Source organism: Cytobacillus sp., from assembly GCF_964223445.1.
Lineage (GTDB): Bacteria > Bacillota > Bacilli > Bacillales > Cytobacillaceae > Cytobacillus.
In genome coordinates this window covers 1-13,718 of the sequence record NZ_CAXQGS010000095.1, presented here as the reverse complement: position 1 = coordinate 13,718, position 13,718 = coordinate 1, and the positions used below count along the sequence as shown (strand labels likewise).

At 38.9% G+C, this 13,718-nt stretch carries 14 protein-coding genes, 1 rRNA gene and 1 riboswitch; of the genes, 13 read left to right on the top strand and 2 right to left on the bottom strand.

Annotated features, from left to right (window positions below; translation table 11 throughout):
* Positions 1–175: 175 nt before the first annotated feature.
* From glpK to ACEQ1T_RS17465, 9 genes are all read left to right on the top strand, one after another.
* On the top strand, positions 176–1,666 hold the full coding sequence (gene glpK / locus ACEQ1T_RS17505) for a glycerol kinase GlpK (protein ID WP_370223979.1): 1,491 nt from the start codon (positions 176–178) through the stop codon (positions 1,664–1,666).
* 193 nt (positions 1,667–1,859) lie between these two features.
* On the top strand, positions 1,860–3,524 hold the full coding sequence (locus ACEQ1T_RS17500; RefSeq protein WP_370223977.1) for a glycerol-3-phosphate dehydrogenase/oxidase: 1,665 nt from the start codon (positions 1,860–1,862) through the stop codon (positions 3,522–3,524).
* Between the two features lie 102 nt (positions 3,525–3,626).
* The gene (locus ACEQ1T_RS17495) at positions 3,627–4,586 is read left to right on the top strand and encodes a nucleoside hydrolase (RefSeq protein WP_370223974.1); all 960 of its coding nucleotides are present in this window, start codon (positions 3,627–3,629) and stop codon (positions 4,584–4,586) included.
* Positions 4,587–4,762: 176 nt separating this feature from the next.
* On the top strand, positions 4,763–5,251 hold the full coding sequence (locus ACEQ1T_RS17490; protein WP_370223971.1) for a hypothetical protein: 489 nt from the start codon (positions 4,763–4,765) through the stop codon (positions 5,249–5,251).
* 572 nt (positions 5,252–5,823) lie between these two features.
* Positions 5,824–5,906, top strand: a riboswitch (ZMP/ZTP riboswitch).
* An 83-nt stretch (positions 5,907–5,989) separates the two neighbouring features.
* The gene (locus tag ACEQ1T_RS17485; RefSeq protein WP_206837755.1) at positions 5,990–6,868 is read left to right on the top strand and encodes a bifunctional 5,10-methylenetetrahydrofolate dehydrogenase/5,10-methenyltetrahydrofolate cyclohydrolase; all 879 of its coding nucleotides are present in this window, start codon (positions 5,990–5,992) and stop codon (positions 6,866–6,868) included.
* Between the two features lie 213 nt (positions 6,869–7,081).
* Positions 7,082–7,282 carry a cold-shock protein gene (locus tag ACEQ1T_RS17480; protein WP_009332508.1) on the top strand — a complete coding sequence of 67 codons (201 nt, stop codon included), beginning with the start codon at positions 7,082–7,084 and terminating at the stop codon, positions 7,280–7,282.
* A gap of 298 nt (positions 7,283–7,580) precedes the next feature.
* Positions 7,581–9,032, top strand: coding sequence for a DEAD/DEAH box helicase (locus tag ACEQ1T_RS17475; RefSeq protein ID WP_206837752.1), 1,452 nt, complete (start codon positions 7,581–7,583; stop codon positions 9,030–9,032).
* Positions 9,033–9,183: 151 nt separating this feature from the next.
* On the top strand, positions 9,184–9,384 hold the full coding sequence (locus ACEQ1T_RS17470) for a cold-shock protein (RefSeq protein ID WP_009332506.1): 201 nt from the start codon (positions 9,184–9,186) through the stop codon (positions 9,382–9,384).
* Between the two features lie 78 nt (positions 9,385–9,462).
* The gene (locus tag ACEQ1T_RS17465) at positions 9,463–9,969 is read left to right on the top strand and encodes a metallophosphoesterase family protein (RefSeq protein ID WP_206837749.1); all 507 of its coding nucleotides are present in this window, start codon (positions 9,463–9,465) and stop codon (positions 9,967–9,969) included.
* Positions 9,970–9,976: 7 nt separating this feature from the next.
* Here the strand turns inward: ACEQ1T_RS17465 and ACEQ1T_RS17460 are convergent, their stop codons facing one another.
* Positions 9,977–10,822: a GNAT family N-acetyltransferase gene (locus ACEQ1T_RS17460; RefSeq protein WP_206837745.1), complete on the bottom strand. Its 846-nt coding sequence runs from the start codon at positions 10,820–10,822 to the stop codon at positions 9,977–9,979.
* 157 nt (positions 10,823–10,979) lie between these two features.
* Between ACEQ1T_RS17460 and ACEQ1T_RS17455 the strand changes: the two genes are divergently transcribed.
* A complete protein-coding gene (locus ACEQ1T_RS17455) occupies positions 10,980–11,378 on the top strand; it encodes a cytosolic protein (RefSeq protein WP_206837741.1) in 399 nt (132 codons plus the stop codon).
* 28 nt (positions 11,379–11,406) lie between these two features.
* On the opposite strand, the gene ACEQ1T_RS17450 is transcribed toward ACEQ1T_RS17455, so the two are convergent.
* A complete protein-coding gene (locus ACEQ1T_RS17450) occupies positions 11,407–11,736 on the bottom strand; it encodes a DUF6509 family protein (RefSeq protein WP_370223965.1) in 330 nt (109 codons plus the stop codon).
* Between the two features lie 239 nt (positions 11,737–11,975).
* Here ACEQ1T_RS17450 and ACEQ1T_RS17445 point away from each other — a divergent pair, with 239 nt between their 5' ends.
* From ACEQ1T_RS17445 to ACEQ1T_RS17435, 3 genes are all read left to right on the top strand, one after another.
* A complete protein-coding gene (locus ACEQ1T_RS17445) occupies positions 11,976–12,185 on the top strand; it encodes a cold-shock protein (protein ID WP_206837737.1) in 210 nt (69 codons plus the stop codon).
* A 307-nt stretch (positions 12,186–12,492) separates the two neighbouring features.
* Positions 12,493–13,320 carry a hypothetical protein gene (locus tag ACEQ1T_RS17440; RefSeq protein ID WP_206837734.1) on the top strand — a complete coding sequence of 276 codons (828 nt, stop codon included), beginning with the start codon at positions 12,493–12,495 and terminating at the stop codon, positions 13,318–13,320.
* 318 nt (positions 13,321–13,638) lie between these two features.
* Positions 13,639–13,718, top strand: a 16S ribosomal RNA gene (locus ACEQ1T_RS17435); the annotation flags it as partial.

Genomic DNA, 13,718 nt, shown 5'->3' with positions numbered 1-13,718 from the left:
TCTACCAAGTGATGTTCGATGGCAAAGCTTCAGGTATGTTATGGGCAGTGCTGGGTGTTAATATAATAGTATTAATTCTTTCATATATTTTTGGCAAAAAACAGCCAGGAGAAGTTGATTCTTCTAAAGTGGCGGCATAAATAAGAATAATGAACAAGATTGGGAGGAGTTAATGGTGGAAAAATATATTTTATCATTAGACCAGGGGACTACTAGTTCGCGTGCTATCCTATTTAATAAAAAAGGGGAAATTGTGCACACAGCACAAAAAGAGTTCACACAGCATTTTCCAAAGCCTGGCTGGGTTGAACATAATGCTAATGAAATATGGGGTTCAATTTTATCGGTGATTGCAGGTGTTTTTTCGGAATCCGGCATAAAACCTGAGCAAATTGCCGGCATTGGCATTACAAATCAGAGGGAAACAACAGTTGTTTGGGATAAAGAAACGGGAGCCCCAATTTATAATGCGATTGTCTGGCAGTCAAGGCAGACAAGCGAAATTTGCGATGAATTGAAGGAAAAAGGCTATAACGATCTATTCAGAGAAAGAACCGGTTTATTAATAGATGCATACTTCTCAGGAACAAAAGTTAAGTGGATACTGGATCATGTGGAAGGGGCAAGGCAAAAAGCTGAACAGGGCAAATTATTATTTGGAACCATCGATACATGGCTAATCTGGAAGCTGTCTGGAGGAAAAGCACATGTGACCGATTACTCGAATGCTTCCCGCACACTAATGTTTAATATTCACGAATTTAAATGGGATGAAGAACTGCTTAACATTCTTGGAGTTCCTGAAACGATGCTGCCTGAAGTGAAGCCATCTTCTGAAGTGTATGCTAAGACTATTGACTATCACTTTTTCGGGAAGGAAGTTCCCATCGCCGGAGCAGCGGGTGATCAGCAGGCTGCGCTATTTGGACAAGCATGCTTTGAGAAAGGAATGGCTAAGAACACTTACGGTACCGGCTGTTTCATGCTTATGAATACAGGGGAAAAAGCCGTCCAATCTGAACATGGACTTCTAACCACCATTGCCTGGGGGCTAGAGGGTAAAATTGAATATGCATTGGAGGGCAGCATTTTTGTTGCGGGCTCTGCCATTCAATGGCTCCGTGATGGAATGAGGATGCTCAAGGATGCAAAGGACAGCGAAAGCTATGCAAAAAGAGTGGACTCGACAGATGGAGTTTATGTAGTTCCGGCATTTGTAGGTCTAGGGACACCATATTGGGACAGTGATGTAAGGGGAGCAGTATTCGGAGTCACAAGGGGAACGTCCAAAGAGCATTTTATCCGTGCGACACTCGAGTCACTTGCTTATCAGACAAAAGATGTTTTATCTGCCATGGAAGCGGACTCAGGCATTGAACTTAAGACGCTTAGGGTTGACGGAGGTGCCGTGAAAAATAACTTCTTGATGGAGTTCCAGTCAGATATTTTAGAGGTGCCGGTTGAAAGACCGACAATCAATGAAACTACTGCGCTGGGGGCAGCTTACCTTGCTGGATTGGCCGTCGGGTTCTGGAAATCACAGGAGGAAATTGCTGAGCAGTGGGCAATTGATCAATCATATCATCCATCAATGGAAGAAAAAGTCCGTGAAGAACTTTATAAAGGCTGGAAAAAAGCTGTAAAGGCTGCAATAGCATTTAAATAATCAGAAGCAGATTTTATACACAAATCATATCTTTTATGTTATAATAAGCTTAAGTTAATAGTTCGGCAGGAGATGCGGAGAGACCACAAAATCATTATCGGGTAATCGATAATGTATTTTGTGGTCTCTTTTTTATTCCCTGCTTAAAAGGGTAGTTACAACTACTGGCCTTTTTGACAAGGAGGAGACAGCAATGACATTTTCTAATTTAAATCGTACTGAAATGATAGAAACACTGACAACGGAAGAATTTGATATTCTGATTATTGGCGGCGGCATAACGGGAGCGGGAATTGCCCTGGATGCGGCAACACGGGGAATGAAAACAGCACTCGTCGAGATGCAGGATTTTGCTGCCGGAACTTCCAGCCGTTCAACAAAACTGGTTCACGGCGGATTAAGATATCTTAAACAATTTGAAGTTAAAATGGTAGCGGAAGTCGGCAAGGAGCGGGCAATCGTATATGAAAATGGACCACATGTGACTACACCCGAGTGGATGCTGCTGCCAATGCATAAAGGAGGCACGTTTGGGAAATTCTCGACTTCTATCGGCCTTAGAGTTTATGACTTTCTTGCAGGAGTCAGAAAGTCTGAACGCAGAAGTATGCTTAATGCCCGGGAAACACTATCAAAAGAACCGCTTGTAAAAAAAGATGGACTGAAAGGCGGCGGTTATTATGTGGAATACCGCACAGATGATGCTCGTCTTACGGTTGAGGTAATGAAAGCTGCAGCAGAAAAAGGCGCTATGCCTGTTAACTATTTGAAGGTCGAAAAACTTTTATATGATGATCAAGGAAAAGTGTGCGGAGCTGCAGCTGCAGATCAGCTGACAGGCAAGGTTCATGAAGTTAGAGCAAAAAAAGTCATCAACGCAGCAGGTCCCTGGGTTGATTCCATCCGCGAGAAAGACGGATCAAAGAAAGGAAAGACCCTGCGTTTGACTAAAGGGGTTCATTTAGTAATAGACCAATCTAAGTTTCCGTTAAAGCAGGCTGTGTACTTTGATACTCCTGACAAAAGGATGGTATTTGCCATTCCGAGAGATGGAAAGACCTATGTGGGAACAACAGATACCTTCTATAATTCTAATCCCGTAAATCCAAAGATGACTGCAAGTGACAGAACATACATCATTAACGCCATTAACTTTATGTTTCCTTCTGTAAAGATAGAGGAGAATGATATTGAATCCAGCTGGGCTGGTGTTCGTCCGCTTATTTGGGAAGAAGGAAAAGATCCTTCCGAAATATCACGCAAAGATGAAATTTGGGAGTCGGATACTGGTTTACTGACAATTGCAGGCGGGAAACTGACAGGGTACAGGAAAATGGCCGAAACCATTGTTGATGTACTTGCTGAAAAGTTCAAACAGGAATCAAGTAGAACATTTAGCAGAAGTATTACAAAAACAATGCCCATTTCAGGAGGAAATGTAGGAGGATCATCCAAATTCCAGGAATTTATCGGGTTCCAGACTGAAAAAGGAAGAAGTATCGGTTTATCAGCTGAACAGTCCAGGCACCTTGTTAAAATGTATGGGTCTAACGTTGGTATCATCTTTAATATGATTGAAAAGAAAAGGAATGAAGCTGAGAATTATGGCCTGCCGATTATATTATGGGCTAAGCTGAAATATGCAATTGAACATGAAATGGCTGCCACCCCTGTTGACTTTTTTAACCGCAGAACAGGAGCTCTTCTTTTTGATATTGAAACGGTAAAAAATTATCAAAAGCAAGTAATTTCATATATGGCCGATGCATTTGAATGGGACACAGCTGCAGAAAGTAATTTTGAAAACCAGCTGAACCAGGAACTCAGCTTTGCGGTAAAGCCGGCTGATCAGGATTAAAACTCTCCAATTGGGGAGTTTTCTTTTTTAAGGAGTATTTTCATAAACAAAAGGGACATTCCTTAGGCATAATATAGACTAAATAGCTAGCGGAGGTGGCTTATGTACAATGTTCTCATGTTTGTTGACTCGGGGGTTGATGATTCACTTGCCCTAATGTATGCCCTTCAGCATCCCGAGATTAATCTAGTAGGTGTAGTCGGCGCTTATGGCAACATAACAAAAGAAGAATCCATTAATAATACTGCTTATTTGCTTAATCTTGCAGGCAGAGAGGACATTCCCATTATTGCAGGGGCGAGCGGCCCGTTATCCGGTGAGACCGCTGTCTTTTATCCTGAAATACACGGGAAGGAAGGCCTTGGGCCCATTCAGCCTCCAGAGGACTTCAGCAGCAAAATAAAGGTACATGATATAGATAAAATTATTGAAATTGTAAATGAATACAAAAATGACCTGGTGATCGTTGGAGTAGGGAGGCAGACAGATTTGGCATTGCCGCTAATTCTGTATGGAAAGGATGCATATAAAGATGTAAATGCATTTTATTTAATGGGCGGTGCGTTTCTAGTTCCGGGAAATGTAACACCAGAGGCTGAGGCTAATTTTTACGCTGACCCGATTGCGGCGGATTCAGTTCTTGAAAAAGCAAAAAACATTTATATTTTTCCTCTAAATGTAACAAATAAAGCGATTATCCGGCCTGAAACGATCAATTTTATAGCGAATAATACCCAATCACCTTTTAAAGACTTAATCAAACCTGCTTATGATTATTATTACGAGGCTTATCAAAAGCTTGTCCCAGGGATTAAAGGTGCACCACTTCATGATGTTCTGGTATTAAGTGTTCTCACAAATCCCGATCTTGTTAAGTATTTAAAAAGAAGAGTAAGAATTGAACAGTTTGGAAAGGCCAAGGGAAAAAGCATAGCTGACTTCAGGCCATTGCCCGAAGATGATCCTCCGGAAACACTTGATAATATAGCGATGGAGCTTGACCTGGAACGGTTTGTCATTGATTTTATGGAAGTTTTTCTCACTCAGAAAGTTCAGAAATAGCTTTTGACACAGAGTGTTAAAAGCTTTTTCATTTGGCGTTGAAGGGGAATAGGAAGTTTGCATAGAATGTATTAACGTGGAAAACATTTGAAGTCAGGGAAAGTTTCTTTAGGGAAATTGCAGCAAATCCATTAAGTTTCAGTATACATTAATCAAATCAAATGGAGGCTTCCAAATTGCTAAAAAACAAAAAAATAAACAGGGCTCTTTCAATTCTGGGAATGGTCATAGCCATCGCTGCAGCATATAGTGTACTTGTCTTTTTAAATAAGGGTGAATCCAAGGTGAAAAAAACCTCGGCAAATGCGGAAACATCCGAACAGGATTTAATGTACGATGATTTAGGAGACTTCATTGCCTCCAATCATACTTTTTATAATGAAACACTTGGATGGGGGAGAGACCGTAAAGTCAGCTGGACTAAACAAAGGGAGCAGGCTGACTTAATCGTAAACTCACTAAAGAAAATATCAGCGGAGAATGAGGATTTGCAGACTGATCTGAGCACAATAGCACGGCTGGCAGAAACTGTGCAGTCGGGCACTAAGGAAAAGGATGTTCTAATTAAATTGCACCGATATTTTCATGATCTGGATATTGGTTTTAATGACTATAAAGACACAACCGATTATTTTGATGTAACTGAGTATAAGGGAGAAGGCTAATAAACGGGTGACAAGTTTTTTTCTTGACACCTTACCGCAAATAAGGTAACATAGTGATTGAAGTATTTGAGGTATATTGTTGAAGTCGTTAATTCACTTGGAATGTTCGGCAGCCGAACCTTCCTTTTTGTGAAACTGCGGCTTTTTATTATGTTTTATGCTCTTTAGGATTTTGAAAGAGTAAGCATGTGTTTGTAATTAAGAATAATTTGTGTGGACAGCTTAAAGCTGAATTTTCTTCTTAATCATCTTCTATAAACCAGACACTTCTCCGTATTTTTACTTCAGTAAGTTTCTTACCATTTAATATTAAAATCTCAGAGAGCATCTAAGAGTCGGAAAAGATTCCGGCCAACCTGATTCCCACTGGCGCGGTCTAGGAGCCGCAAGGATGGAAGAGAGGAAGGGCTTTCATTGTTTTAGGTAATAATTAAATAACTCAAATATATCACTTATAAGGACAGTGTTTGCTGTCCTTTTTTATTATTTTGCAAAAAACACGAACGATTTAATAAGTTTCAGTTTAATCATTTGTGTTTTTGTGGTATGATGTATACATTAGAATAGCTTAACAAAATCGCAGTGACTGACGACAATGCGGAATGAACCGCTGGGGAGCTGCGTCTATGTATAGCCGGTCGTCTGGGCAGAGATAAGGGATACCCTTGTCTCTTTTTTCATAACAAAATGGAAAAGCCCGTCTGCCGAATAGGTGCTTTTCCTATAGGAGGAATATGCATGGAAAAAAAGATTATTCTTGATGGAATTGTTGTGGCAAAACATGTGAAAGACCAATTAAGAAATCGAATTGAAGAATTGAAGGGGAAGGATGTCGTCCCTTGTTTGGCCACTATTTTGGTGGGAGATGACCCTTCTTCTGAAACGTATGTAAGGATGAAGGGAAATGCTTGTGAAAAACTTGGCATTTTATCAAAACGTATCCATATGTCAAAGGATACAACAACACATGAACTATTAGAGAAGATTGCAGAATTAAACGATGATCCTTCTGTACATGGAATCCTTCTTCAGCATCCCGTCCCTGGACATATAGATGAACGAAAAGCTTTTGAAGCAATTGCTATTGAAAAAGACGTAGACGGTGTTACAAGCCTTGGGTATGGACAGACTGCATTCGGATTTGGTGAATATCCGTCTTGTACACCTGCAGCTATTTTGGAAATTATGGATTTTTATAATTTGAAGGCTGAAGGTATGCATGCAGTAGTCGTAGGCAGAAGCCCGATCCTCGGCAAGCCGGTCTCTGCCCTTTTACTCAATCGAAACGCAACAGTCACTACGTGCCATTCATATACCCAAAACCTGCCCCAAATTGTAAAGCAAGCTGATATTGTAGTAGCAGCTGTAGGAAAACCTAACTTCATCAAGGGTGAATGGATTAAAGAAGGAGCTATTGTCCTTGATGCCGGATATAATGAAGGAAATATTGGGGATGCAGAGTATGACAGCTGTTTTGAAAAGGCGTTTGCCATTACCCCCGTCCCTGGAGGAGTTGGACCTGTTACGATTTCCATGCTTTTGAAACATACTGTTCATGCTGCGGAAAAATCGCTGAAATACAAGGGAAGCATAAATAGTTCATTTATCCCTAAATAAAAATTGATCTTTAAAAGGATTGACTTATAACTGGGTGTCGTTTATTATTAGGTTAACGCTGTAAAGTTCGTTATATACTTTTTGGATAAGTAGTCGTAGCTGCAAAGAAATGTAGGCGATCGTTCATCCTCATTTCTGGCAGCTGCGACTTTTTTATGTTTAAGTTTATATGGTACATTATAGTGAAAAACAATTTATTGGGAGGCAACACAAATGAACACAGGTAAAGTTAAATGGTTTAATGCAGAAAAAGGTTTCGGATTCATCGAATCTTCAGAAGGTCAAGATGTATTCGTACACTTCTCCGCTATCCAAACTGAAGGTTTCAAAACTTTAGAAGAAGGTCAAGACGTAACTTTCGAAATCGTTGAAGGTAACCGTGGACCTCAAGCTGCTAACGTAACAAAAGCATAATTTGCTTAAAATGAGGTGATGCATGTCTAATCATGCATCACCTTTTTATGTTTGCTTATCCACTTTGTAGCCTTCAGCATTCCTCAAAACAGATCTTCTGCAATAACTGCTTTTAGGAATATGTATTTTTCATTTCACCCAATTAAAATACTTCACTTACAAAAAGTTTAAAAATAGTGCAAACGGAAATGTAAAAAAGAGATACAAACTGGAAAGCCTAGTAAAGTGTCCATGTCTTTATACAAAAACAATCTTTCAGTACCTAATAAGATATGCAATTCAAGGAGGAACTTATATTTTGACAACTTTTTCAGATTTTGGCTTAAGTAATGAAATAGTAAAAGCCCTTTCCAATATGGGCTTCGAGGAACCAACACCAATTCAGGCACAGGCAATTCCAATCGGAATGAAGGGTAAGGACATGATTGGCCAGGCGCAGACTGGAACTGGAAAAACCACTGCTTTCGGTGTGCCGCTGTTAGAGCAGATTGATTTAAACGAAGGTATTCAAGGTCTTGTCCTTGCACCAACACGGGAGCTTGCTGTACAGGTGGCAGAAGAATTAAACCGTATAGGACAGGTAAAGGGAGTCCGGACACTTCCTGTTTACGGTGGTCAGGATATCACCCGCCAAATCCGTGCGCTAAAAAAGCGTCCGCATATTATTGCTGCTACACCGGGAAGATTAATTGATCATATTGAAAGAAAAACAATCCGCTTAAGCAACATCAAGATGGTAGTTCTGGATGAAGCGGATGAAATGCTTAATATGGGATTCATAGAGGACATTGAAAGAATTTTAAGTGAAATTAAAGGTGAGCGCCAAACCCTTCTTTTCTCTGCAACAATGCCAAAAAGAATTCAGTCTCTTGCAGAAAAATTCATGCAGGAACCGGAAATGGTTAAAGTGAAAGCGAAAGAAATGACTGTTAAAAATATTGAACAGTACTATATGGAAGTGCATGAAAAACAAAAATTTGATGTACTTTGCAACCTGCTCGATATTCAGTCACCTGAACTGGCTATTGTGTTTGGGAGGACTAAGAAGCGTGTAGATGAAGTGGTAGAAGGCCTTATCAAGAGAGGCTATTCGGCTGAAGGGATTCATGGTGATATTCCCCAGGCGAAAAGAGATCAGGTTATCCGCCGATTTAAAGAGCAGACAATCGATATAATGGTAGCCACTGACGTAGCTGCAAGGGGTCTGGATATATCAGGCGTATCCCATGTTTATAACTTTGATATTCCGCAGGATCCTGAAAGCTACGTTCACCGGATTGGACGTACTGGACGTGCCGGAAATAAAGGGCTGGCAATTACGTTCGTTTCTCCAAGAGAAATTGACCACCTGAAAATAATTGAAAGTGTTACAAAGAGCAAAATGGCGAAAAAGCCTGTTCCTTCCTTTAAGGATGTTGTTGCAGGCAATCAGCAGGCGACTATTAATAAACTCATGGAAGTCATTGAAAAAGAAGAACATGCTGACTTCAAAAGAGTTGCTGAAAATCTACTTGAAGACACAGATTCTGTCACATTGCTTGCTGCAGCCATTAAATTACTGACTAAGGGCCCTGATGTAACACCGGTTAAACTAACCGCTGTGGAACCGATCCGTGTGAGAAAACCTAAAGGAGACCGCGGAGGAAGAAGATTCAGCGACAGGTCAAGAGGCGGCGGCCGGGATAGAAGAGATTTTAAAGGCGGGCGTGACAGGCGCAGTAAAAACCGCAGCAGCAGCAATAAAGGATAATGCGTACTAATATCGGAGAGAAAATGGATAAATTGATTTTTTTCCGGTACTTTTTGAACATTTTATTATAAAATTTGAGGAATTTACCCATATTAGTAAATGCAGGGTAAAAAATCACTCTGTGAGTTATAGATATTAGGAGGAAATTTACATGGCAACAGGCAAAGTAAAATGGTTTAACTCAGAAAAAGGTTTTGGCTTTATCGAAGTTGAAGGCGGAGAAGATGTATTTGTTCATTACTCTGCGATCCAAACAGAAGGTTTCAAAACCCTTGATGAAGGCCAAGAAGTTAACTTTGACATAGAGCAGGGCCAGCGTGGACCGCAAGCTGTAAATGTAACAAAGTTATAATTGATTGTTAAGAGAGTCCCTTTTAAGGGGCTCTTTTAATTTTGGGGTAAAATAGGGAATAAAAGTAAGTGGAAAGGAATGATAGTGATTAAAACCCTTATCTTGTCTGATACCCACATGCCAAAGAAGTCAAAACAACTGCCTGGTGTTCTGCTGAATGAACTTCTCAGCTGTGATTTAATTATTCATGCTGGGGATTGGCAGAGCGTTGATCTGTATTATGAATTAAAAAAATATGCTCCTGTTGAGGGGGTATATGGTAATACCGACAGTGATGAACTTTGCACCATATTTAAGAAAAGAATACTGCTTGAACTAAAAGGTTATAAAATAGGGGTAGTCCATGGACATGGAGAGGGAAAAACAACTGAAAAAAGAAGTATAGAAGCTTTTGATAAGGAAAATGTTGATGCTATTATATTTGGGCATTCTCATATTCCTGTAAAGAAACTCTATAATGGAGTAATCCTGTTTAATCCCGGGTCTCCCACAGACAAGCGCAGGCAGCCGAACTATTCGTTCGGCATCCTGAAAATTACAAATGAAATGACATTCAATCATGTTTTCTTCGATTCAAAGGAATAAAATGGCTTCAAATCTTGAGTGTGTTAAGATCATATTCATAATAATCTTGTGTGCCGTATGGTTCAAAACCGCATGATTTGTATAATGACAGTGCATGGTCATTTTTTGCAGCTACTTCAAGATGCACCCAGTTAACTCCCTTGCTGTTTTCCAGATTAACAGCATTGGTAAGAGCACCCCTGCCGATTCCTTTTCCCTGAAATGAAGGATCGACAGCAAAGCCGTAAATCCACGCAGCATCTTTTTCTCTTTGAATCCTGATTTTGCCGGCTTTTTCGCTTTTGTATTCAATTATAAAAGTCCTCTCATTTTCGCAATCAAAGATATTGTTATTAAAAGCTTCTGCCTCATCTTTAGGGATTTCAAAGCATGCAGTATCCAGATAATTAATGAAAGAAAGGTCACTGCCTACTGCTTGCCGCAAAGTTACTTCAGGATTTGCTGTTCCGATTTTTGTACTTTTATGGCGTTTCATTTGATACTCGGAGAATGAATAGATGCAGGGAATTGATTTTAAATAACCTTTTGCTGATTGGGAAGAGGCTGGAGCATTAATAAGCAATTTGCGTGCCAGGGCCAATTGTTTTGCTGCCTGATTGAATAAGCTGGAGAAGATGCCCTTTCGTCTATGATTAGGGTGAACCATTCCGCATAATTCGACAGGTCCTCCAAAATTATATAAAGCAAGGTAACCTAATAAATTCCCGCTGTTATCATATTGGAAATAGTCATTTTCATTACCGGCAGGTCTCGACTTCAAGGTATCCCAGTTTAATTTTAAATTAATATTTTCGGTCTCTTCGCATATATGCTGGAGAGAATGGATTTCGAATAATTGTTTTTCTGTCAGCACTCAGGCGGCCTCCTGTATAAAAGAAATGATAAACCAATAATATAAGAAAAAGGATCAAACGAATAGTCCTAAAATTCAATCCATTTGCATTGTAATTGAAATTATGTAAATAAATTTAGCTATATGTTAGGATTGTATGGAAAAAGGGGGAGAATTAATGAAGAAATTCACAGTGATGTTCCATAAGGAAGACAATGTACAGCCGATGGCTGTTCAAAAACTAAATGAAAATGACTTTGAACTATACACGGAAGGCGGCACAAGGCATTTATTTGAATTGAACTCAAATGTTGGATATTTTATATTTTTTGATGCTGTCGATAAGGAAGGTAAGGAGTCTTATCTGGTTCTCCAATATGAAGGAGAATCGGAAGAACCCAGTGCATGCTTTGCTTTTGAATTAAAGGATTTCTATCAATTCACAGCTCTTTATCTGAATGATCTTGACTTTAATGAAGGAAATAATGTGGATAGGGAAGAAGAAGCTTATACACCGATACAGCATTTGGCACATTTAATGTATCACATTATTGAAGAGGGGAAAAAAATTCAGTAATAAAATAAAAGAGCAGGGGGGCCTGCTCTTAATCTTGTGCTTGAGAAAGGTTCTCTCTGCAGAAAGCTGAAACCGTTTTTTCTTCCTCTTCATCTAAAGCGAAATCCAAAATGTTTCCTGAATGACTTTCAATAAAATGATAATTAAGAATCCTCTCATCTTCTCCATTTTTATAATAAAGCACTCTTAACTTAATGTCATTCTCTGAATATAAATCATCGTCTTCATCTACGTCGATATCTAAAAAGTATTCATAGCGGTCACCCGTTAAAATGCCGGTCGGATCCTGTATGTACTCAACCGTATAGCTTGTAATGTTCATGGTCTTCACCCTTTCTTTCGCTACTGTACATGTCATTATACACTTTTCCCAGATTGGTTTAATAGTATTTATCAATTTTTTGCCATGGTTCTATGGCTGCTGTGTGAGTTTAGAACTTTTTGACAGAACCCTTAAAATATGTTATACTAATTTTAGTTAAAAGAATATAATATTGCCCATAAACACTTGTTATATAGAGCCAGTGGTTCGTCACTTTATATAGCAAGTGATTTTTATTTTGGGTAAGGGTCTTACTCTTTGGGAGGTGCCTGATTATGGCAATGGGATTTGGCAGAAAAAATTTGGAAGAAATCAAGGTTGAAGAAGTAAAGATCTGGGAGTGTACATCTGAGTCTTGCAACTGCTGGGTAAGGGACAATTTCAAAAGCAGCCAGGTACCTATTTGTCCGATTTGCAAAAGTGAAATGAAAGAAACGACTAAAGAATTGCAAGTCGTTAACAATAACAGCATCTTTTCTAAATAATTGTAAGGGCGATGACATCGCCCTTTGTTTTTTGCTGATTTTTTCTATTGCGCTTGTAAGCACATCATCAAAAAAATCCCTTAGCGCATTATCTCATATTCCACTGACTTCTTCTCGGCGTTTACCCCTTTCCCTCGGGCCTGGGCAACATAAAATGACTTTCAAAATCCATACATTTCACCCTATTTAGCTTTATAAGTATTAGAAAGGGGAAACCTTAGTTCAATTGCCCTTCCTTCAAAGGTAAAGTATATGTTTGTCCATGATGAACAAAATAATGGAAACGTGCTAAACTGGATGTGGAAGAATGTCAAATTTGCTTTGGTTTCTTGGATTAGTGCTCATTAGCATTGGCCTCATTTATATAACTTTTATTAAAACTGAATTCCGGTATAATCTTGCGGTTTATTTCTTCGTTATGGGACTTTCTTTTTTAATGGAGTACATCGTTTTAATTTTAGGCGATGCCTATTCCTATTATCCGAAATTATTTTCAATTCAATGGTATGATGATGTTTTTGGTTCCAGTATTTCACAGGCTTTTTTTATTCCGAGTGTATTAATGGCAATAGCTGCTTTTAGAATGCGCTTTAAATGGATAATTTTCATAATCGCCGCTATTTTCGGGATAGAAGAGCTGTTTCTCTGGCTGGGCATCTATGAACATAATTGGTGGAAATCCTGGTTTACCCCGATCATCTTGTTTGCTTCGGTTTTTGTTATTAAATGGTGGAGAAGTAGAGTTGAAGCTCCTACTTTATTTATTCAATTTATAACTGTATATATGGCCAGCACCACAATTTACCAGGGGATATCTTTTGGTTTAACGGCTATCTTGGGAACTCATCAGTATAAGATCGGGTGGTTTGAATCGCCTTATCAGGACCATATAGCTTTTAGTGTTCTTATTTGGATTATCTATGCCCTGTTGCTGACCATCATCATAATAAAGTTTTATCGATTTATATGGATGGTCTTATTATTTTTTGCCGATTTAGCTTTTCATTGCTTTATGGTGAAAATGGACATTTTAAAGATAAGCACTTTTTGGAATCCTCTTTACTTTAGTGTGATACTTATGCTATTGCTGGTATTAATCAGGAAATTAAATAATTATATGTTCTCATCAAACTGAATTTTATACTTTCAACAGGTTATGATGGTCTAAAGAAAACTTAAAAAAATAAAAACAAACTGGAATAAAGTACCACGAATAAAACGTTGACCTGAAACACTGGCGATGCTATTATTTAAGAACAGCTTTCACAACATAACTGAGAGAAAATATTTCTAAAAAGTTATTGACACTGAAGGTTGTAATTGGTATAATATAAAAGTTGCTTAGAAAGATAGCGACTGATATGATTGATCTTTGAAAACTGAACGAACATAAACGTCAACGTTAATTCTTTAGTCTTTTTTGAAAAGACAACTTATGAGCTTAATCAACTCTTATATGGAGAGTTTGATCCTGGCTCAGGACGAACGCTGGCGGCGTGCCTAATACATGCAAGTCGAGCGGACAGATGGGAG